Source organism: Duganella sp. P38 (assembly GCF_050859475.1).
Classification (GTDB): domain Bacteria; phylum Pseudomonadota; class Gammaproteobacteria; order Burkholderiales; family Burkholderiaceae_D; genus Rugamonas.
Genome location: NZ_CP193936.1, coordinates 4,598,844 through 4,619,089 on the forward strand (window position 1 = coordinate 4,598,844; position 20,246 = coordinate 4,619,089).

Genomic DNA, 20,246 nt, shown 5'->3' on the forward strand with positions numbered 1-20,246 from the left:
GGTGCTGCTTATTTGGTCAGGATGAAACCTTTGAGTTTCGAGAACGCGGTTTCCAGCAGTTCTTTTTGCTGGGCGTAGTGCTTGTCGTAGTAACCGACTGCTGGCGACGCCGATGCCGGGCGACCGGCGTACGCCAGGCGCTGGCCCGATTCCAGGCTCTCGAAGATGTTGTGCTGAATCTGGAACCATGGGCCCTGATTCTGCGGTTCGTCCTGTGCCCACACCACTTCGGTCGCGGCTGGGAACTTTTTCAGTTCGGCGGCGAAGGCCTTGTGCGGGAACGGGTACAGCTGCTCGATACGCACGATGGCGGTATCGGTCTGGCCGCGCGTCTTGCGTGCGTTGACCAGGTCGTAGTAGACCTTGCCCGAGCAGGCGATCACGCGTTTGACTTTCTTGGCGTCGATGCTCTCGTCCACTTCGCCGATCACGGTCTGGAACGCGCCCTTGGCCAGTTCGCTCAGCGGCGAACCTGCGTCCTTGTTACGCAGCAGCGATTTCGGCGTCATGATGACCAGCGGCTTGCGGAACTGGCGCACCATCTGGCGACGCAGCACATGGAAGATCTGCGAGGCGGTGGTAGGCTGCACCACTTGCATATTGTTGTCCGCGCACAGTTGCAGGAAGCGCTCAGGACGTGCCGACGAGTGTTCCGGACCCTGGCCTTCGTAGCCGTGCGGCAGCATCATCACCAGGCCGGAAGCGCGGCCCCACTTCACTTCGCCGGAGCTGATGAACTGGTCGATGACAACCTGGGCGCCGTTGACGAAGTCGCCGAACTGGGCTTCCCAGATGGTCAGGGTGTTCGGCTCGGCGGTCGAGTAGCCGTATTCGAAGCCCAGCACCGCCTCTTCCGACAGCACCGAGTCGATCACGGTGAACGGCGCCTGGCCTTCGGCGATGTTTTGCAGCGGCACGTAGGTGCCGGCGTCCCAACGCTCGCGGTTCTGGTCGTGCAGCACGGCGTGACGGTGCACAAAGGTGCCGCGGCCGGCGTCCTGGCCGGTCAGGCGGATCGCGTAGCCGGACGATACCAGCGAGGCGAAGCCCAGGTGTTCGCCCATGCCCCAGTCGAGGTTGATTTCACCGCGGCCCATGGCGGCGCGGTCGGCCAGCACTTTTTCCACCAGCGAGTGGACCTTGAAACCTTCCGGCACGGTGGTGATGCGCGCGGCCAGGCGTTTCAGTTCGGTCAGCGGCACGGCGGTGTCGGCGGCGTCGGTCCATTTCTTGTTCAGGAACGGCAGCCAGTCGACCGCGAACTTGTTCTTGAAGTTGGAGATGACCGGATCGACGGTGTGCTTGCCGGCGTCCATGGCGTCGCGGTAGGCGGCTTGCATCTGCTCGCCGCCGTCGGCCGCGATCACGCCCTGGGTCGCCAGCTTGTCCGCATACAGCTTGCGGGTGCCTGGGTGCTTGCCGATTTTCTTGTACATCAGCGGCTGGGTCAGCGCTGGCGTGTCTTGCTCGTTGTGGCCCAGCTTGCGGTAGCAGATGATGTCGACCACGATGTCCTTGCCGAACTCGGCGCGGTAGTCCATGGCGATCTGCGAGGCCAGCACGGTCGCTTCCGGATCATCGGCGTTGACGTGCAGCACCGGCGCTTCGATCATTTTGACCACGTCCGAGCAGTAGATGGTCGAACGGGCGTCGCGCGGGTCGGAGGTGGTGAAGCCGATCTGGTTGTTGATGACGATGTGCACGGTGCCGCCGGTGCCGTAGCCACGGGTCTGCGCCAGATTCAGCGTTTCCATCACCACGCCCTGGCCGGCGAACGCGGCGTCGCCGTGCACCAGGATCGGCAGCACTTGTTTGCCGCCGTGGTCGCCGCGACGGTCCATGCGGGCCTTGACCGAACCTTCAACCACCGGGTTGACGATTTCCAGGTGCGATGGGTTGAACGCCAGCGACAGGTGCACCGGGCCGCCCACGGTCGAGATGTCCGACGAGAAACCTTGGTGGTACTTGACGTCGCCGGCCGGCAGGTCTTCGGCGTGCTTGCCTTCGAATTCCTCGAACAGGTCTTTAGGCGCCTTGCCCAGGGTGTTGACCAGCACGTTCAGACGGCCGCGGTGGGCCATGCCGATCACGATCTCTTGCACGCCTTTTTCACCGGCGCGCTGGATGATCTCGTCGATCGAGGCGATGAAGGTCTCGCCGCCTTCCAGCGAGAAACGCTTCTGGCCGACGTACTTGGTGTGCAGGTAACGTTCCAGGCCTTCGGCGGCGGTCAGGCGCTCCAGGATGTGCTTTTTCTTTTCCGGGGTGAAATTCGGGGTCGAGCGGATCGACTCCAGGCGCTCTTGCAGCCAGCGCTTTTCGGTCGGGTCCGAGATGTACATATACTCTGCGCCGATCGAACGGGTATAGGTGTCGCGCAGGTAGTTCAGCAGGTCGCGCAGGGTCGCGGTTTCGCCACCGAAGTAGGTGTTGCTGATGTTGAATACGGTGTCCAGGTCGGCATCGGTGAAGCCGTAGAAGCTTGGTTCCAGCTCAGGAATGTTCGGACGCTCCTGGCGTTGCAGCGGGTCCAGGTTGGCCCAGCGAGAGCCCAGGTAACGGTAGGCTGCGATCAGCTGGGTAACGGCGACGCGCTTGCGACCCATTTCCACGTCGGTGGAGGCGGTCACGGTACGGATCGGGCCGGCTTTGGCGCGCTCGGCGAAGGAGGCGATGACGGAGGCGTGGGCGACGTCGGCTTTGTTGGAACCATCGACTGCCGGCACGTGCTGCATGGCGTCGAAGTAGGCACGCCAGTTGTCTGGCACCGAGCCCGGGTTATTCAGATACGCTTCGTACAGTTCTTCAACGTACGGTGCGTTCCCACCGAACAGGTAGGAGTTGGACGTATATTGTTGCATCATTCTTGCTCACCTTTCTTCGCGCTTCGCGAGGAATTAGCGGGTTGGTCTAACCTTCCGCGACACGGCCTGACCGGTTAGCGGATTGCACATCAAGTTGTGGGGGAAGGGCTATTTATTCGGGTGTTACCTAAAACGGGTCCTTCAGCATAGCACCGGTATTGTATCGCAACAACCATTTGTGCGGACGAATACCGAACAATCTTGCACCATTAATTTTAACTTAAGCCGCGCCCCTGCTCGCTCTGCCGTTCGGCGGCGAACCACGTTAGCAATAAGTCCAGCATGGCGCGCAGGGCTGGCGACATGTGCTGGCGCGAGGTGTAAATACCGTGGATTCCCATGCTTAAGGGAGTGTAGCCAGGAAGCAACGCCAGCAGGCGGCCCGAGCGGATCAGCGGCGCCGCGCTGTACAGCGGCTGCAAGGCGATGCCGGCGCCCTGCTCCACCGCTTTCAGCAGGATGAAGTCCTCGTTGGCTGACAGATTGCCGCTGACCGGCACCGACAGCTTTTCACCGTCAGCGCCGGTGAACTGCCACAGGCTCTTGCCGAAGTAGTTGTAGGTCAGGCAGTTGTGGCCGGCCAGATCCTGCGGCAGCGTCGGCGTGCCGTGGGCCTGCAAATACGATGGTGCGGCGCACACCACCGAGTCGCACACGCCCAGTTGCCGGGCGATCAGGTTCGGCTCCAGTGTATTGGTCACGCGCAGCGCCAGGTCGATGCGCTCCTCGATCAGGTTGACGGCGCGGTTACTCATTTGCAAGTCAACCGCGGTGTGCGGATAGCGCCGGAGAAACTCGCTGACCGCGCCCAGCAGCTCGGCCTGCGCCAGCGCCTGCGAGCAGGTGATGCGCAGCAGGCCGCGCGGCGTGTCGGCGTCGGCGCCGGTGGCGACCGCCATGCCGTCGGCCACGTCCAGCATGCGGCGGCAGCGTTCAAGCGTGAGTTCGCCGGCGTCGGTCAGGCTCAGGCGGCGGGTGCTGCGATGCAGCAGGCGCGCGCCGGCCCATGCCTCCATCTCGGCCAGATAGCGCGTGACCATGGCGCGCGACATGTCGAGGGCGTCTGCGGCGGCGATCATGCTGCCGCGCTCGGCGATGCCGACAAACACGCGCGCGGCGGTGATGCGGTCCATTATTCATCCGATTTATGCAATTAATAAACGCAGAATACCGTATTTTTCTATCGGATCGAGAAATTTAAGATGGCGTCATTCTTACTGACTGGAGTGATCATGTTCAAACAAGCCCTGCTGACCGCCGCCCTTGCCACCACCGTCGCCGCCCACGCCGCGCCGCTGAAGCTGGATGTATTCAACCCCGGCGAGGCCGCCATCTTCCCGGTGGCGTCCGTCATCGTCAGCGGCGACAAGGACGCGGTGCTGATCGACGCCCAGTTCTCGCGCGGCGAGGCGGTCAAGCTGGTGGAGCGCATCCGCGCCGGCGGCAAGCATCTGACCACCATTTATATCAGCCACGACGATCCGGATTACTACTTCGGCCTGGACGTGGTGCACGCCGCCTTCCCGGACGCCAAGATCGTCGCCACGCCGGCGGTGATTGCCGGCATCGAAAAGAAGAAAGCCGCCAAGGTCGCCTACTGGGGCCCGATCCTGAAGGAAAACGCGCCGCATGAGGTCATCGTGCCGCAGCCGCTGAAGGGCGACACCATCACGCTCGAAGGCAAGACCCTGGAAATCAAGGCGGCGCCGCGCGGTTACGTATGGATTCCGTCGATCAAGGCGGTCGTCGGCGGCGTCACCGCCTTCAACGAACTGCACGTGTGGACGGCGGACACGCAAACGCCGGCATCGCGCAAGCAGTGGCTGACCACGCTGGACGGCATCGCCGCGCTGAAACCGGTGACCGTGGTGCCGGGCCACTTCAAGCCGGGCGCGCCACTGACGCCGGAGTCGGTCGGCTACACCCGCGATTACCTGGTCAAGTTCGAAGCCGAAGCCGCCAAGGCCGCCGACTCGGCAGCGCTGATCGGTCGCATGAAGCAGCTGTACCCCAACGCCGGCCTGGAAAGCGCACTCGACATCAGCGCCAAGGTCGCCAAGGGCGAAATGAAGTGGTGAGGTAAGCCCGGCGGCGACGGCGAAGTGATACACTGCGCCGTCGTTTTCAATCGCCACCTCACATGCATACTCTGGAGCAGCTGCGCAGGCGGCGCGCTGGCCGGCATCCAACGCCTGACCCTGCGCTGCGGCCTCACCGAATTCCCACGCGAGATTTTTACGCTGGCCGACAGCTTGGAAATCCTCGACCTGTCCGGCAACGCGCTGTCCTCGCTGCCGGACGACCTGCCGCGGCTGCACAAACTGCGCATCATCTTTTGCTCCGACAACCAGTTCACCGAACTGCCGGCCATGTTGGGCGCGTGCCCGGCGCTGAGCATGGTCGGCTTCAAGGCCAACCAGATCCGCCACGTGCCCGCCGCCGCGCTGCCGGCCGGCCTGCGCTGGCTGGTGCTGACCGATAACGCTATCGAAGAACTGCCGGCCGCGCTGGGCGAGCGCCCGCAACTGCAAAAGCTGATGCTGGCCGGGAACCGCCTGCGTGCCCTGCCCGCCTCGATGGCGGCGCTGCACAAGCTGGAACTGCTGCGCATCGCCAGCAACCAGCTGACCGCGCTGCCAGACTGGCTGCTGTCGCTGCCGCGCCTCACGTGGCTGGCCTATGCCGGCAATCCCTTCACCGAACAGCGCGAGGAGGCACTGGTTCACACGCCGTCGGCGGCGATCCGCTGGCAATCGCTGACACTGCGCGAAAAGCTTGGCGAAGGCGCCTCAGGCATCATCTACCGCGCCGACTGGCACGCCGCTGCGTCGCCGGCCGCGTCCGTCGGGCGCGGCCACGCGCCCGCCCCTGCGGCCACGCCAGCCGCTGCGCCGCCGCTGCTGCCGGCCGCCGGCGAAACCGCCGCGAGCGCGCCCGGCGCCGGCCAACCGGTCGCGGTCAAGCTCTTCAAGGGCGCAATGACCAGCGACGGCTCGCCGCTGAGCGAAATGGCGGCCTGCCTCGGCGCCGGCGCCCACCCGAACCTGATTCCTATCCTCGGCCACATTGAAGACCATCCCGGCCACGCGCACGGGCTGGTGATGTCACTGATCCCGCCCGAGTTCCGCAACCTCGCCGGCCCACCCAGCCTGGACAGCTGCACCCGCGACATCTACGCCGAAGATGCGCGCTTCGCGCTGAAAACCGCGCTGGGCATCGCGCGCGGCATCGCCGCCGCCGCCGCCCAGCTACACGCCCATGGCATCCTGCACGGCGACCTCTACGGCCACAACATCCTGCACGACGACCACGGCCAAACGCTGCTGGGCGACTTCGGCGCCGCCTCGTTCTACGACCCTGCCAGTCCGCAAGCCGGCGCCCTGCAAACGCTGGAAGTGCGCGCCTTCGGCAATCTGCTGGAAGAGCTGCTGGACCGCAGCGACCACGCACCAGCGGCATTGCGCGCCCTGCAAGCCGCCTGCCAACAGGGCACGCCGCGCTTCACCGACATCAAAGAAGAGCTAGACAATCCATTCTAGATATTTTATTCTACATCCATGAGTACCAAGAACCTGCCCAAACCGACCGCCGCCGAACTGGAAATGCTGCGCCTGCTATATGCGCTAGGCCCGGCCACGGCGCGCCAGGTGCATGTAGCCGCCGTGGAAACGCGCCCCGACGCCAACTACGCCACGGTCCTGCGCGTGCTGCAAATCATGCACACCAAGGGCCTGGTCAAGCGCGACGAAAGCCAGCGCGCCCACATCTACGCGCCGGTGCAGGAGCAAGACTCGGTACAGACCGGCCTGTTGAAAGACCTGATCCAGAAAGCCTTCGCCGGCTCCGGCAAGGCACTGGTGCTGGCCGCGCTGCGCGGCGGCCACGTCAGCAAAAAAGAACGCGAAGAAATCCAGGCCCTGCTCGACCAGGAAAAATAACTCCGGCCCGCCCCCGTCATGCCCGCGAAGGCGGGAATCCATGCTGAGTTTGCCGTTGAGGCGCGCGATGAAGTGAAGCATATGCGGTATGGATTCCCGCCTACGCGGGAATGACGGGCGCGGCAAGTGAGACTACAATGGTCGCCTTTCACCACGGCCCCAATAATGATTAATCGCTTCGATTCCTGGCCTGAGCGCTCCCATCCTGTTATTGCCGTCATGCTGGCGGTAGCGATCTGCGCGGTGCCAGTGGTGCTGCCGCACTTCGATCTGGCCAACCTGCCGGCCAACCTGTTCGCCTACGTCTTCTGCTGCGTGCTGGCCTACCCGTTTGCGGCGCTGCTGCGCCACCGCATCACCAGCCTGCCGGCGGTGTGGGGCATCGCCGCCCTGCTTTTGTTGGCGGCCTGCTTCTACCACACCAACATCATGGCCGAGACCGCCAACAGCGCCTGGCCGCAGCGGCGCGACGCCACGCTCGATAAATTCCTGTTCAATTTGCCGCAATTGACGATCGGAGTGTTGTGTTGGTGGTTATTGGTGCTGCGTCCCGACCGCCGCAACCGGAGAGTGTGATAATCTTTCCATAATCAAACTTCCGCTAGCATTATGATTCAGAAAGCCCGCACCGCCCGCCGCCATGCTGTCCGCCAGCCGGCCGTGCTGACCATGACCGATGAAAGCCGCCACGAGGTCCACACGCTGGACCTGTCCCACGGCGGCATCAGCCTGCAAACCGGAAGCCAGATGCGCCTGGCGCAATACTGCGCCGTCTCCTTCAATGTGCAGCTGGGCGATATCGACCACAGCGTGCTGGCCATGGGCCAGGTGGTCTACAGCGATCCCGACGCCGAACTCGGCTTCAAGACCGGCGTCCAATTCCTGCGCATCGACGACGCCAGCCGCGCCGTCTTCCACCAGCTGCTGCAAGAAAATCAATAAGCGCAGGCCGGTTGCATGACCGCGCGTTTTCCGCTATATTGAACACACTTTCGCTATAACGGATTTTCGCTATAGCTCATCAGCATCAAGAGTCGGTTGATCCGACGCCAACCTGCCTCCCCGGGCAAGGTGGAAGCCATTGCGGCGATGCGGCCTTTTAACGGCAACGAAGCGGGTGTGACATGGTTACTCCAAATCGAGCCAAGCTTTCAGGAGAACACCATGACCACTTCCCCACACACCGCACCGCTGGACAGCCAGTTCCGCATGACCCACACCTTCCACCTGTCGCTGGGCGCTGGCGAACCTGCCGCCGGCCAGCTGGAATCCACGTTAAAGAGCGCCAGCGCGCGCGTCGACAAATGGCTGATCCAGCGGCGTGGCGGCAGTTATGAGCATAGCATTACGGTCGGCGGCATCGGCGAAGGCTCGGCCCGCGCCCTGCGCAAGGCTCTCGCCAGCCTGAATAGTGAAATCAAGGTGCACGTCGAGCATATGCTGCATTTCGATAGCGCGGCCAAGGCTTGAGGCCAGCGCCCCTCGTCATTCCCGCGCAGGCGGGAATCCATGGGGCGCGGGCTGTTCATGCTCAGCATGGGTTCCCGCCTGCGCGGGAACGACGGCGAAAAAACGGGCCGAGGCCCGTTTTTTTAGTGCTACATGCTACGCATGGATTAACGCTTGTCCAGCGGCGGCACGTCGCGCACGGTCGAGCCGATGAACAGCTGACGTGGACGGCCGATTTTTTGCTCTGGATCGGCGATCATTTCGTTCCACTGGGCGATCCAGCCGATGGTACGCGCCATCGCGAAGATGCCGGTGAACAGCGACACTGGAATGCCCAGCGCCGATTGCACGATGCCCGAGTAGAAGTCGACGTTCGGGTACAGCTTGCGCGAAACGAAGTATTCGTCGTTCAGCGCGATCTTTTCCAGTTCCATCGCCAGCTTGAACAGCGGATCGTCCTGCAGGCCCAGTTCGGCCAGCACTTCGTGGCAGGTTTCGCGCATCAGCTTCGCGCGCGGGTCGAAGTTTTTGTAGACGCGGTGACCGAAGCCCATCAGCTTGACGCCGGAGTTCTTGTCTTTGACCTTGGCGATGAAGTCAGGAATGTTCTCAACCGAGCCGATTTCCTTCAGCATGGTCAGTGCTGCTTCGTTGGCGCCGCCGTGAGCAGGGCCCCACAGGCAGGCGATACCGGCAGCGATACAGGCGAACGGGTTGGCGCCCGACGAACCGGCCAGACGCACGGTCGAGGTCGAAGCGTTCTGCTCGTGGTCGGCGTGCAGGATCAGGATGCGGTCCAGCGCGCGCACCAGCACGTCGTTGACTTTGTATTCTTCGCACGGATTGCCGAACATCATGCGCATGAAGTTGGCCGAGTACGACAGGTCGTTGCGCGGGTACATGAACGGCTGGCCGATCGAGTACTTGTAGGCCATCGCCACCAGGGTCGGCATCTTGGCGATCAGGCGGATGGCCGAGATTTCACGCTGCTTGGCGTCGTTGATGTCCAGCGAGTCGTGGTAGAACGAGGCCAGCGCGCCGACCGTGCCAACCAGCACCGACATCGGGTGGGCGTCGCGGCGGAAGCCGCGGAAGAAGAATTGCATCTGCTCGTGCACCATGGTGTGCTTGGTCACGGTGTCCACGAATTCCTGCTTCTGCTTGGCGTTCGGCAGTTCACCGTTCAGCAGCAGGTAGCACGACTCCATGAAGTCGGCGTTCACCGCCAGCTGTTCGATCGGGTAGCCGCGGTACTGCAGTTCGCCCTTGTCGCCGTCGATGTAGGTGATCGACGAGTTGCACGACGCCGTCGACATGAAGCCTGGGTCGTAGGTGAACTTGCCGGTCGCGCCGTACAGTTTGCGGATATCGATCACGTCGGGACCAACGGTGCCTTTGTAGATCGGGAATTCGACCGAGGCGCTGCCGTCGGAGAACGAGAGAGTGGCTTTGTTATCAGAGATATTCATGGACTCTTCCTTCTTGGAGAGATGATGCAAGTAAAAAGAAACTGGGTGTGCTGCTACGCCAGGCGCAACTGCTGCAGCAACGCGCGAACGTGCGGCAGGTCAATCTCGCCTTCCGGCTCTTTACGGGCCAGTACCAGATCCATCAGGGCATTGTCCGACAAGTCGAGGAGCCGCGTTAACGCGTCCACTTCCTCGTCGGTCAATTCAGTTTCACGCGCATCCAGAAAACGGGTGAGGATGATGTCGTTTTCCAGCAGACCCCGGCGGGCGCGCCAGCGCAGGCGGGCGCGGTTGGCTGGATCGGACTGATGCGCGGAGTGATTCGTTTCAGTCATCGTTTTGCTACTTTACACGTTGTGCTCCGATGTTGCTGGAGCTACTGCTCTAATAGAAAACTACTGTCATTCCCGCGTCGGCGGGAATCCATAGAGCGCCTGAACGCAGGCTCGGCATGGGTCCCCGCCTGCGCGGGGACGACGGGGCTTAGATTGCGCGGCGTACCATCAGTTCTTTGATCTTGCCGATCGCCTTGTTCGGGTTCAGACCCTTAGGGCAGACATCGACGCAGTTCATGATCGAGTGGCAGCGGAACAGGCGGTACGGGTCTTCCAGGTTGTCCAGGCGCTGGCCGGTGGCTTCGTCGCGCGAGTCGGCGATGAAGCGGTAGGCTTGCAGCAGGCCGGCAGGACCGACGAACTTGTCCGGATTCCACCAGAACGACGGGCACGAGGTCGAGCAGCACGCGCACAGGATGCACTCGTACAGGCCGTCCAGCTCTTCGCGCTGTTCCGGGGTTTGCAGGCGTTCTTTTTCAGGACGGATCGAATCGTTGATCAGGTACGGCTTAATCGAATCGTACTGCTTGAAGAACTGCGTCATGTCGACGATCAGGTCGCGGATCACCGGCAGGCCTGGCAGCGGACGCAGCACGATAGGCTCGGTCAGCTCGTTCAGGTTGGTGGTGCAAGCCAGGCCGTTCTTGCCGTTGATGTTCATCGCGTCCGAACCGCACACGCCTTCGCGGCACGAGCGGCGCAGGGCCAGCGAGTCATCGACGTCGGACTTGATGCGTTGCAGCGCGTCCAGCAGCATCTTGTCGGTGTCTTTCAGCTCGACGGTGACATCCTGCATGTACGGCTTGGCGTCACGATCCGGATCGTAACGGTAGATTTTCAGTTTCAGAGTGCGTGCCATGTTGTATAGCCTTAGAAAGTACGTGGTTTCGGTTTGAAGGTATCAACCGTCAGCGGCTTGGTCACCACCGCCTTGTAGTCGAGGCGGTTGCCTTCCGAGTACCACAGGGTATGCTTCATCCAGTTGTCGTCGTCGCGGTGCGGGTAGTCATCGTGGGCGTGGGCGCCGCGCGATTCCTTGCGGGCCGCAGCCGAAACGATGGTGGCTTTCGCGGTTTCGATCAGGTTGTCCAGTTCCAGCGCTTCAACGCGGGCGGTGTTGAACACCTTGGACTTGTCCTGGAACGACACGTGCTTGCGGCGCTCGTCGAGTTTCAGGATTTCTTCCACGCCCTTGTTCAGCATCTCGTCGGTACGGAACACGCCACAGTATTTCTGCATGGTCGAACGGATGTCGTTGGCGACGCCCTGCACTTTTTCGCCGCCGGTCGAGGTTTCCAGCTTGTTCAGGCGGTTCAGCGCGAAGTCGGCCGCGTCTTTCGGCAGCGGCTTGTTTTCCTTCTGCTTCAGGTTCGAGGCCACCACGTGGTTGCCGGCCGCGCGGCCGAACACCACCAGGTCCAGCAGCGAGTTGGTGCCGAGGCGGTTGGCGCCGTGCACCGACACGCAGGCGCATTCGCCGATCGCGTACAGGCCGTTGACCACTTTCTGCGTGCCGTCGCCGTTTGGCGTCACCACCTGGCCGTGGATGTTGGTCGGGATGCCGCCCATCTGGTAGTGGATGGTCGGCACGACCGGGATCGGTTCCTTGGTCGCATCGACGTTGGCGAACTTGTGGCCGATTTCCAGAATCGACGGCAAACGCTTCTCGATGGTGTCCTTGCCGATGTGGCGCAGGTCCAGCATCACGTGGTCCTTGTTCGGACCGCAGCCGCGGCCTTCCTTGATCTCCTGGTCCATCGAACGGGAGACGAAGTCGCGCGGCGCCAGGTCTTTCAGCGTCGGCGCATAACGTTCCATGAAACGTTCGCCCTCGGAGTTAATCAGGATACCGCCCTCACCGCGCACACCTTCGGTAATCAGCACGCCGGCGCCGGCCACGCCGGTCGGGTGGAACTGCCAGAATTCCATGTCTTGCAGCGGCAGGCCGGCGCGCGCCGCCATGCCCATGCCGTCGCCGGTGTTGATGAAGGCGTTGGTGGACGCGGCGAAGATGCGGCCGGCGCCGCCGGTGGCGAAGATGGTGGTCTTGGCTTCCAGGATCATGACATCGCCGGTTTCCATTTCCAGCGCGACCACGCCGACCACGTCGCCTTCGGCGTCGCGGATCAGGTCCAGCGCCATCCACTCGACGAAGAAGTGGGTACGGGCGCGCACGTTACGCTGGTACAGCGTGTGCAGCAGCGCGTGGCCGGTACGGTCGGCCGCGGCGCAGGCGCGCTGCACGGCTTTCTCGCCGAAGTTGGCGGTGTGGCCGCCGAACGGACGCTGGTAGATGGTGCCGTCCGGGTTGCGGTCGAACGGCATGCCGAAGTGTTCCAGCTCGTACACGACCTTCGGTGCTTCGCGGCACATGAATTCGATCGCGTCCTGGTCGCCCAGGTAGTCGCCACCCTTGACGGTGTCGAACATGTGCCAGAACCAGTTGTCTTCTGCCATATTGCCGAGCGAGGCGCCGATGCCGCCCTGCGCCGCCACGGTGTGCGAGCGGGTCGGGAAGACTTTCGACAGCACCGCGACGTTCAGGCCGGCTTCGGCCAGTTGCAGCGATGCGCGCATGCCGGAGCCGCCGGCGCCGACGATTACCGCGTCAAAGCGGCGGGTTGGAATACCAGATTTAATAGCTGCCACGATTACACACTCCAGATAATTTGAATCGACCACACGGCGCAGCCGATCAGCCAGGCGATGGTGGCGATTTGCAGGAACAGGCGCACGCCGACGGCGCGCACATAGTCCATCCAGACGTCACGCATGCCTACCCAGGCGTGGTAGAACAGGCCGATCAGCGTCACTGCGCTGATCAGTTTGAACCATTGCTGGGCGAACAGGCCGGCCCAGCCTTCATAGGTGAAATTCTGGCCGGTCAGGAAGGCCAGCAGCAGGATGGCGGTGTACGCCACCATGATGACCGCGGTGACGCGCTGCACCAGCCAGTCCTTGACGCCGTAGTGGGCGCCGACCACGCGGCGCTTAGGGCCGATACCGTTATCGTTGATGGACATCTCAGAATACTCCAAACAGTTTCAGGGCGATCAGCGCGGTCAGCGCCAGGCTGATGACCAGCACGGTGATCGACGATTTGCGCGCGGACTGCTTGTCCAGGCCGATGTGCAGGTCCATCACCAGGTGACGGATGCCGGCGCACATATGGTGCAGGAAGCTCCAGCTCAGGCCGAGGATGATCAGCTTGACCAGCGGGTAGGTGACGAAACCTTCGTAGTAAGCGAAAGAGATCTCGGAACGCAGCGAATTCTGCAAGAGATACAGCACGAAAGGCAGCAGCACGAACATGCCGACACCGGAGATGCGGTGCAGGATCGACACATAAGCGGCTGGCGTCATACGGTAGTTGGACAGCTCGGTAACGTGAATGTTACGGAACTCCGGCCGTTCTTTTTTAGGGGCTTCCCTCACGGCTTCTGACATAACAAGACCTCCTCAGGCTAATACAAAATTTTGGTAAGACTGCGATTTTCGCCGATTTCCACTCTCATAACCAATATCTATTGTTACATATAACCAAAATAGTGGTCTGCGGCGGCGGCGGGCGGCTACTTTCCGTAGCTCAACGTATTATCAGCGCAACAATGCTACGGGCGTATGACTGCGCGCCGGTCTCCTTCAATTCAACTCGTTGTGATAATGGTGGCGCTCGGTCAGGTACAGGCCGCGGCGCAGCTCGACCGGCTTGTCGCCGTACGTAAACGACACCCGCTCCGACGCCAGCAGCGGCGTGTTGACGGCAACCTTCAGCAGCGCGGCGTCGCCCTCGGCGGCGCACACGGCGCGGATTTTCTCGGTGGCACGTATCATCCGCGTGCCGAATTCGGATTCGAACAGCCCGTACATCGGGCCCTTGTATTCTTCCAGCCGCTCGGCCGTCAGCCCCTTGAAGGTGATGCCGGGCAGCCACAGCTCCTCGACGATGGTCGGCACGCCGTCGAAATGCTGCACCCGCTTCACAAAGATCACGGCGTCGCCGGACTTCAGGTCCAGCAGGCGCGCCACGTCGGCCGGCGCGCGCATGCGCTTGACTTCGATGAACTGGCTCACGCCCGGATGCGGCACGCCCTCGTCCGGCATCAGCCGCAGGAAGCGGAACTGCGCCCGTTCTTCATGATGGGTGGAAACAAACGTGCCCTTGCCCTGCTTGCGCATGACCAGGTTCTCGGCGGCCAGCTCGTCGATCGCCTTGCGCACGGTGCCCTGGCTGACCTTGAAACGGTTGGCCAGTTCCACTTCGCTGGGGATCAGTTCGCCCGGCTTCCATTCGCCGGACTGCAGGCTCTTGGTGATCAGGGCCTTGATTTGCTGGTACAACGGGGAGAAAGTAGGCGACACCGTAGCCGCACTACCGGCGCTGGCAGCGGTAGCATTGTTGTTCGGATTGGGTGGCGCGGAACTCATAGACCAAGATTTCACCACAAATGAACAGTGCCGTCCAGAAAAAACGGCAATAAGTTATCTGTCTTATATAAGACATAAGATAGGATTGACAGATAGTGGTGACAGGCCTACACTCGCCGCCAACACTTATGGATACATCATTATAAGCGTTGATTTTTGCAGTATGATTACGATTTCCCGGACCTGCCCACGGTCCAGCTTCAAGAACGTTTTACTTACACACTTTGGAGATTCATCATGGCTAAAACCCCATTGCGCGTTGCTGTCACCGGCGCTGCTGGTCAAATCGGTTACGCACTGCTGTTCCGCATCGCCAACGGCGACATGCTCGGCAAGGATCAACCAGTCATTCTGCAACTGCTGGAAATCCCTGACGAGAAGGCGCAGAAGGCGCTGAAGGGCGTCATGATGGAAATCGACGATTGCGCATTCCCGCTGCTGGCCGAGATGACCGCGCACTCCGACCCGCTGACCGCGTTCAAGGACGTCGACTACGCCGTGCTGGTTGGCGCCCGCCCACGTGGCCCAGGCATGGAGCGCAAGGACCTGCTGGAAGCCAACGCGCAGATCTTCACCGCCCAGGGCAAGGCGCTGGACCAGGTGGCATCGCGCAACGTCAAAGTGCTGGTGGTCGGCAACCCTGCCAACACCAACGCCTACATCGCCATGAAATCGGCCCCTTCGCTGCCAGCGAAGAACTTCACCGCCATGCTGCGCCTGGACCACAACCGCGCGCTGTCGCAAGTGGCCGCCAAAACCGGCACCCAGGTGAAAGACATCGAGAAGCTGACCGTGTGGGGCAACCACTCGCCGACCATGTACGCCGACTACCGTTTCGCCACCGTCAACGGCAAAAACGTCAAGGAACTGATCAACGACCAGGAATGGAACGCCAACACCTTCCTGCCGACCGTCGGCAAGCGCGGCGCCGCCATCATCGAAGCGCGCGGCCTGTCGTCGGCTGCTTCGGCCGCCAACGCCGCCATCGACCACGTGCACGACTGGCACGTCGGCACCAACGGCAAGTGGACCACCATGGGCGTGCCGTCGGACGGTTCGTACGGCATCCCTGAAGGCATCGTGTTCGGCTTCCCGGTCACCACCGAAAACGGTGAATACAAAATCGTTCAAGGCCTGGAAATCGACGCCTTCTCGCAAGAACGCATCAACCTGACCCTGAAAGAACTGACCGAAGAGCGCGAAGGCGTCAAGCACCTGCTGCCATAAGCCCTTCCCTGCCCGTGGAACCGGTTAAACAACCGATCCGCCGCACCCGCCGCGCTGCCGAGAGCAGCGCGGCGGTTATTTCTTCTACCGCACCATCACGCATGCACCCATCCGAGGTTTTATTCCAGGGTAATCGCCAGCCGCTGCTGCTGCCCGCCTGCGACCATTACGCCGGCTCCGAGAAGCTGATGCGCAAATCGATCGCCCTGCAACAAGAACTTGGCCCGCTGTTCGACATCACCCTCGACTGCGAGGACGGCGCCAGCGCCGGCAACGAGGAAGCCCACGCCCGCCTGGTGGCGCAGCTGGTCAACTCCGCCGAGAACCAATTCAACCGCATCGGCGCCCGCGTGCACGACGTGCACAGCCCCTGGTTCGCGCAGGACGTCGAACTCATCTGCGACGCCGCCGCGCGCCTGGCCTACATCGTGCTGCCCAAGGTGCACAGCGTCGACGAGGTGGCGCGCGCCATCAAGCTGATCGAGACGCACGCCGCCCGCGCCGGCCGCAAGGACCTGCCGGTCCACGTGCTGATCGAAACCCACGGCGCGCTGCACGACGTCTACGCCATCGCCGCGTTGCCGCAGGTGCAGTGCCTGTCGTTCGGCATCATGGACTTCGTCTCGTCGCACTACGGCGCCATTCCCGGCAGCGCGATGCGCACGCCGGGCCAGTTCACGCACCCGCTGGTGGTACGCGCCAAGCTCGATATCGCCGCCGCCTGCCACGCGCACGGCAAGGTGCCGTCGCATAACGTCACCACCGACATCAAGGACACGGCGGTGGCCGCCAACGACGCCCAGCGCGCCGCCGCCGAATTCGGCTATACGCGCATGTGGAGCATCCACCCGAACCAGATCAAGCCGATCATCAAGACCTTCACGCCGCGTCTGTCGGAAGTGAACGAGGCGGCCGCCATCCTGCACGAGGCGGCGGCCGCGCAGTGGGGCCCGATTGCCCAAAATGGCCGATTGCACGATCGCGCCAGCTACAGATATTATTGGACTGTTTTGCAACGCGCCAAGCTGGCGGGCCTGAGCCTGCCGGAATCGGTGGCGCCGCTGTTCAACGGTCCGTCCCCCGACCAGCCACAGGAAGCAAATTAAATGTCGATCTCCAAATTATTCATGGCCTGCAGTCTCGCGCTGGCCTCGCTGACCCTTGCCGCCGGCGCCCACGCCGAAGGCGAGGTCAAGAAACCGGTCAAGAAGGAAGCGGTCAAGAAGACCGCCGCCAAGGCCAAGAAGGCCGCCAAGCCGGCCGAGCCGAAAGTGCCGAACGAGGAAGAGGACGAGCCGGTCATCACCGACACCGCCGCCACCGACTTCGACTGCGAACTGGGCAACAAGATCACCATCTACCAGAACGCCGGCGACGACAGCCACATCGCGCTGCGCTGGAAAAAGCGCCTGCACCGCCTGACGCGCGTGGGCACCACCACCGGCGCGCTGCGCTTCGAGAACAAGCTGTACGGCCTGATCTGGATCGGCATCCCGGCCAAGGGCATGCTGCTCGACTCCAAGCAGAACCGCCAGCTGGCCAACGAGTGCCGCAACGCCGAACAAATGAAGCCGGTGGTGACGGCCGACACGCCGGCCGATACGGTTCAGCAATAACGATAGCCCGTCATTCCCGCGCAGGCGGGAATCCATAGAGCGCCTGCGGGACCGGCTCAGCATGGATTCCCGCCTGCGCGGGAACGACGTCACAACAGCAGCACCACGCTTTTTAAAATAGACGATACCCAATACGAAGGAGAGGTCATGTCACACAACACTCTGAACACGCTTAAGGAATTCGACATCGCGGGCAAGAAGGCCAAGTTCTACTCGCTGCCGGCGCTGGAAAAGAGCCTGGGCGCCAAAATTTCCCGCCTGCCGATCTCGATCCGCGTGGTGCTGGAGTCCGTACTGCGTAACGTCGACGGCAAAAAAGTCACCGAAGAACACGTCCGACAAGTGGCCAACTGGTCGGCCACCGGCGAGCGCACCGACGAAATCCCGTTCGTGGTCGCGCGCGTGGTGCTGCAGGACTTCACCGGCGTGCCGCTGCTGGCCGACTTGGCCGCGATGCGCAACGTCGCCTACAAGATGGGCGTGAACGCCAAGAAAATCGAGCCGCTGGTGCCGGTCGACTTGGTGGTCGACCACTCGGTCACCATCGACCACTTCCGCGAGCCGAAGGCGCTGGACCTGAACATGAAACTGGAATTCCAGCGCAACAACGAGCGCTACCAGTTCATGAAGTGGGGCATGCAGGCCTTCGACACCTTCGGCGTGGTGCCGCCGGGCTTCGGCATCGTCCACCAGGTCAACCTGGAATACCTGGCGCGCGGCGTCCACAAGGATGCCAACGGCGTCTACTACCCTGACTCGCTGGTCGGCACCGACTCGCACACCACGATGATCAACGGCATCGGCGTGGTCGGCTGGGGCGTCGGCGGCATCGAGGCGGAAGCCGGCATGCTGGGCCAGCCGGTCTACTTCCTGACCCCGGACGTGATCGGCGTCAACCTGACCGGCGTGCTGCGCGAAGGCTGCACCGCGACCGACCTGGTGCTGACCATCACCGAAATGCTGCGCAAGGCCAAGGTGGTCGGCAAGTTCGTCGAATTCTTCGGCGAAGGCACCGAGACGCTGTCGGTCACCGACCGCGCCACCATCGCCAACATGGCGCCGGAATACGGCGCCACCATGGGCTTCTTCCCGGTCGACGACGCCACCATCGAGTATTTCGAGGGCACCGGCCGCACCAAGGCGGAGATCGACGCCTTCGCCGCCTACTTCAAGGCGCAGGGCATGTACGGCGTATCGAAAGCCGGCGACATCGACTACACCCGCGTGCTGGAACTGAACCTGACCGACGTTACGCCGTCGCTGGCCGGTCCGAAGCGCCCTCAGGACCGTATCGAAATCGGCAACGTCAAGAACAACTTCATCGAGCTGTTCTCGAAACCGACCTCGGAAAACGGCTTCAACAAAAAACCGGAAGACCTGAGCCAGACCTACACCACCAGCAACGGCGTGCACGTCAAGAACGGCGACGTGCTGATCGCCGCGATCACCTCGTGCACCAATACCTCCAACCCGAGCGTGCTGCTGGCCGCCGGCCTGCTGGCCAAGAAGGCCGTTGAAGCCGGCCTGACCGTGGCGCCGCACATCAAGTCGTCGCTGGCCCCCGGCTCGCGCGTGGTGACCGAGTACCTGACCGCCGCCGGCCTGCTGCCGTACCTGGAGAAACTGGGCTTCGGCGTCACCGCCTACGGCTGCACCACCTGCATCGGCAACGCCGGCGACCTGACGCCGGAACTGAACGCCGCCATCACCTCGAACGACATCGTCGCTTCGGCCGTGCTGTCGGGCAACCGTAACTTCGAAGCGCGTATCCACCCGAACATCCGCTCCAACTTCCTGGCCTCGCCGCCGCTGGTGGTGGCCTACGCCATCGCCGGCAACATGACCGTTGACCTGATGACCCAGCCGGTTGGCAAGGGCAGCAATGGCAAGGACGTGTACCTGGGCGACATCTGGCCGACCTCGCAGGAGATCGCCAAGCTGATGAAGTTTGCGATGAACTCGAAAGTGTTCAAATCGAACTACGCCGACGTCAAGGGCAATCCGGGCAAGCTGTGGGAGCACGTGTCGTCGACCGAAGGCCAGGTCTACAACTGGCCGGCCTCGACCTACATCGCCGAGCCGCCATTCTTCGACGGCTTCGAGATGACGCCGAAGGCGACCGATCCGAACATCACCGGCGCCCGCGCGCTGGGCGTATTCGGCGACTCGATCACCACCGACCACATCTCCCCTGCCGGCTCGATCAAGGAAGACGGCCCGGCCGGTAAATGGCTGAAGGAAAACGGCGTGCAGAAAGCCGACTTCAACTCCTACGGCTCGCGCCGCGGCAACCACGAGATCATGATGCGCGGCACCTTCGCCAACGTCCGCATCAAGAACAAGATGATCCCGCCGAAAGCCGACGGTTCGGCGGTCGAAGGCGGCATCACGATCCACCAGCCATCGGGCGAACAGCTGTCGATCTACGACGCGGCCATGAAGTACGTGGCGGCCGGCACCCCGACCATGGTGTTCGGCGGCGAAGAGTACGGCACCGGCTCGTCGCGCGACTGGGCCGCCAAGGGCACCCAGCTGCTGGGCGTGAAAGCGGTGATCGTGCGTTCGTTCGAGCGCATCCACCGTTCCAACCTGGTCGGCATGGGCGTGCTGCCGCTGCAATTCATCGGCAACGACTCGGTCGAATCGCTGGGCATCACCGGCAAGGAAACCTACGACCTGAAGGGCCTGGACGGCGAAATCAAGCCGCAACAGCTGGCCACGCTGGTGATCCACCGTGAAGACGGCAGCAGCCAGGACGTCAAGGTACTGCTGCGCATCGACACCCCGATCGAAGTCGACTACTACAAGCACGGCGGCATCCTGCCGTTCGTCCTGCGCCAGCTGCTGGCCGCGTAAGGTTCGCGCTTTATCGCTAAAAAAGCCGGGCTTGCCCGTAATGCCGTTAAGTCGCGCTTGAAAT

General features: G+C 62.6%; 18 protein-coding genes, 1 pseudogene and 1 riboswitch. Of the genes and pseudogenes, 10 read left to right on the forward strand and 9 right to left on the reverse strand.

Annotated features, from left to right (window positions below; translation table 11 throughout):
- Window positions 1-8 precede the first annotated feature (8 nt).
- Both ACRQ5J_RS21390 and ACRQ5J_RS21395 read right to left on the reverse strand, forming a co-directional pair.
- Entirely contained in the window at window positions 9-2,864 is a 2,856-nt protein-coding gene (locus ACRQ5J_RS21390) for a 2-oxoglutarate dehydrogenase E1 component (RefSeq protein ID WP_432379600.1), read from the reverse strand.
- A 215-nt stretch (window positions 2,865-3,079) separates the two neighbouring features.
- A complete protein-coding gene (locus ACRQ5J_RS21395; protein ID WP_432379602.1) occupies window positions 3,080-3,997 on the reverse strand; it encodes a LysR family transcriptional regulator in 918 nt (305 codons plus the stop codon).
- A gap of 99 nt (window positions 3,998-4,096) precedes the next feature.
- Between ACRQ5J_RS21395 and ACRQ5J_RS21400 the strand changes: the two genes are divergently transcribed.
- The 6 genes and pseudogenes from ACRQ5J_RS21400 to ACRQ5J_RS21425 all read left to right on the forward strand — a co-directional run bounded on the left by ACRQ5J_RS21400 (window position 4,097) and on the right by ACRQ5J_RS21425 (window position 8,272).
- Window positions 4,097-4,942 carry an MBL fold metallo-hydrolase gene (locus ACRQ5J_RS21400; protein WP_432379603.1) on the forward strand — a complete coding sequence of 282 codons (846 nt, stop codon included), beginning with the start codon at window positions 4,097-4,099 and terminating at the stop codon, window positions 4,940-4,942.
- Between the two features lie 62 nt (window positions 4,943-5,004).
- Window positions 5,005-6,403 (forward strand): annotated as a pseudogene (locus ACRQ5J_RS21405) (leucine-rich repeat-containing protein kinase family protein).
- 18 nt (window positions 6,404-6,421) lie between these two features.
- Window positions 6,422-6,802 carry a BlaI/MecI/CopY family transcriptional regulator gene (locus tag ACRQ5J_RS21410; RefSeq protein WP_432379604.1) on the forward strand — a complete coding sequence of 127 codons (381 nt, stop codon included), beginning with the start codon at window positions 6,422-6,424 and terminating at the stop codon, window positions 6,800-6,802.
- 219 nt (window positions 6,803-7,021) lie between these two features.
- The gene (locus ACRQ5J_RS21415; protein WP_432379606.1) at window positions 7,022-7,378 is read left to right on the forward strand and encodes a hypothetical protein; all 357 of its coding nucleotides are present in this window, start codon (window positions 7,022-7,024) and stop codon (window positions 7,376-7,378) included.
- A gap of 33 nt (window positions 7,379-7,411) precedes the next feature.
- Window positions 7,412-7,744: a PilZ domain-containing protein gene (locus ACRQ5J_RS21420; RefSeq protein ID WP_432379608.1), complete on the forward strand. Its 333-nt coding sequence runs from the start codon at window positions 7,412-7,414 to the stop codon at window positions 7,742-7,744.
- 77 nt (window positions 7,745-7,821) lie between these two features.
- Window positions 7,822-7,925: riboswitch (SAM-I-IV-variant riboswitch) on the forward strand.
- A 41-nt stretch (window positions 7,926-7,966) separates the two neighbouring features.
- A complete protein-coding gene (locus ACRQ5J_RS21425) occupies window positions 7,967-8,272 on the forward strand; it encodes a hypothetical protein (RefSeq protein WP_432379610.1) in 306 nt (101 codons plus the stop codon).
- A gap of 146 nt (window positions 8,273-8,418) precedes the next feature.
- Here ACRQ5J_RS21425 and gltA read toward each other — a convergent pair whose 3' ends face one another.
- The 7 genes from gltA to ACRQ5J_RS21460 all read right to left on the reverse strand — a co-directional run bounded on the left by gltA (window position 8,419) and on the right by ACRQ5J_RS21460 (window position 14,483).
- Window positions 8,419-9,720, reverse strand: a complete 1,302-nt coding sequence (gene gltA, locus ACRQ5J_RS21430; protein WP_432379612.1) for a citrate synthase — start codon at window positions 9,718-9,720, stop codon at window positions 8,419-8,421.
- A gap of 53 nt (window positions 9,721-9,773) precedes the next feature.
- The gene (locus ACRQ5J_RS21435) at window positions 9,774-10,055 is read right to left on the reverse strand and encodes a succinate dehydrogenase assembly factor 2 (RefSeq protein ID WP_432379614.1); all 282 of its coding nucleotides are present in this window, start codon (window positions 10,053-10,055) and stop codon (window positions 9,774-9,776) included.
- Window positions 10,056-10,203: 148 nt separating this feature from the next.
- Window positions 10,204-10,914 carry a succinate dehydrogenase iron-sulfur subunit gene (locus tag ACRQ5J_RS21440; protein ID WP_432379616.1) on the reverse strand — a complete coding sequence of 237 codons (711 nt, stop codon included), beginning with the start codon at window positions 10,912-10,914 and terminating at the stop codon, window positions 10,204-10,206.
- A gap of 11 nt (window positions 10,915-10,925) precedes the next feature.
- Window positions 10,926-12,704 carry a succinate dehydrogenase flavoprotein subunit gene (gene sdhA, locus ACRQ5J_RS21445; RefSeq protein ID WP_432379618.1) on the reverse strand — a complete coding sequence of 593 codons (1,779 nt, stop codon included), beginning with the start codon at window positions 12,702-12,704 and terminating at the stop codon, window positions 10,926-10,928.
- 2 nt (window positions 12,705-12,706) lie between these two features.
- A complete protein-coding gene (gene sdhD / locus ACRQ5J_RS21450; RefSeq protein WP_432379620.1) occupies window positions 12,707-13,078 on the reverse strand; it encodes a succinate dehydrogenase, hydrophobic membrane anchor protein in 372 nt (123 codons plus the stop codon).
- A 1-nt stretch (window position 13,079) separates the two neighbouring features.
- Complete coding sequence (gene sdhC / locus ACRQ5J_RS21455) at window positions 13,080-13,502, reverse strand: succinate dehydrogenase, cytochrome b556 subunit (RefSeq protein WP_432379622.1); 423 nt, start codon at window positions 13,500-13,502, stop codon at window positions 13,080-13,082.
- Window positions 13,503-13,697: 195 nt separating this feature from the next.
- The gene (locus ACRQ5J_RS21460; protein ID WP_432379623.1) at window positions 13,698-14,483 is read right to left on the reverse strand and encodes a GntR family transcriptional regulator; all 786 of its coding nucleotides are present in this window, start codon (window positions 14,481-14,483) and stop codon (window positions 13,698-13,700) included.
- 237 nt (window positions 14,484-14,720) lie between these two features.
- Here ACRQ5J_RS21460 and ACRQ5J_RS21465 point away from each other — a divergent pair, with 237 nt between their 5' ends.
- From ACRQ5J_RS21465 to acnA, 4 genes are all read left to right on the forward strand, one after another.
- Window positions 14,721-15,710 (forward strand): malate dehydrogenase, encoded by a 990-nt coding sequence (locus ACRQ5J_RS21465; RefSeq protein ID WP_432379624.1) that lies wholly within the window; start codon window positions 14,721-14,723, stop codon window positions 15,708-15,710.
- Window positions 15,711-15,811: 101 nt separating this feature from the next.
- Window positions 15,812-16,816 (forward strand): HpcH/HpaI aldolase/citrate lyase family protein, encoded by a 1,005-nt coding sequence (locus ACRQ5J_RS21470; RefSeq protein ID WP_432383704.1) that lies wholly within the window; start codon window positions 15,812-15,814, stop codon window positions 16,814-16,816.
- Window positions 16,817-17,326 (forward strand): hypothetical protein, encoded by a 510-nt coding sequence (locus tag ACRQ5J_RS21475; RefSeq protein ID WP_432379626.1) that lies wholly within the window; start codon window positions 16,817-16,819, stop codon window positions 17,324-17,326. It begins immediately after the preceding gene.
- Window positions 17,327-17,473: 147 nt separating this feature from the next.
- Entirely contained in the window at window positions 17,474-20,182 is a 2,709-nt protein-coding gene (acnA, locus tag ACRQ5J_RS21480; protein WP_432379627.1) for an aconitate hydratase AcnA, read from the forward strand.
- Window positions 20,183-20,246: the final 64 nt, after the last annotated feature.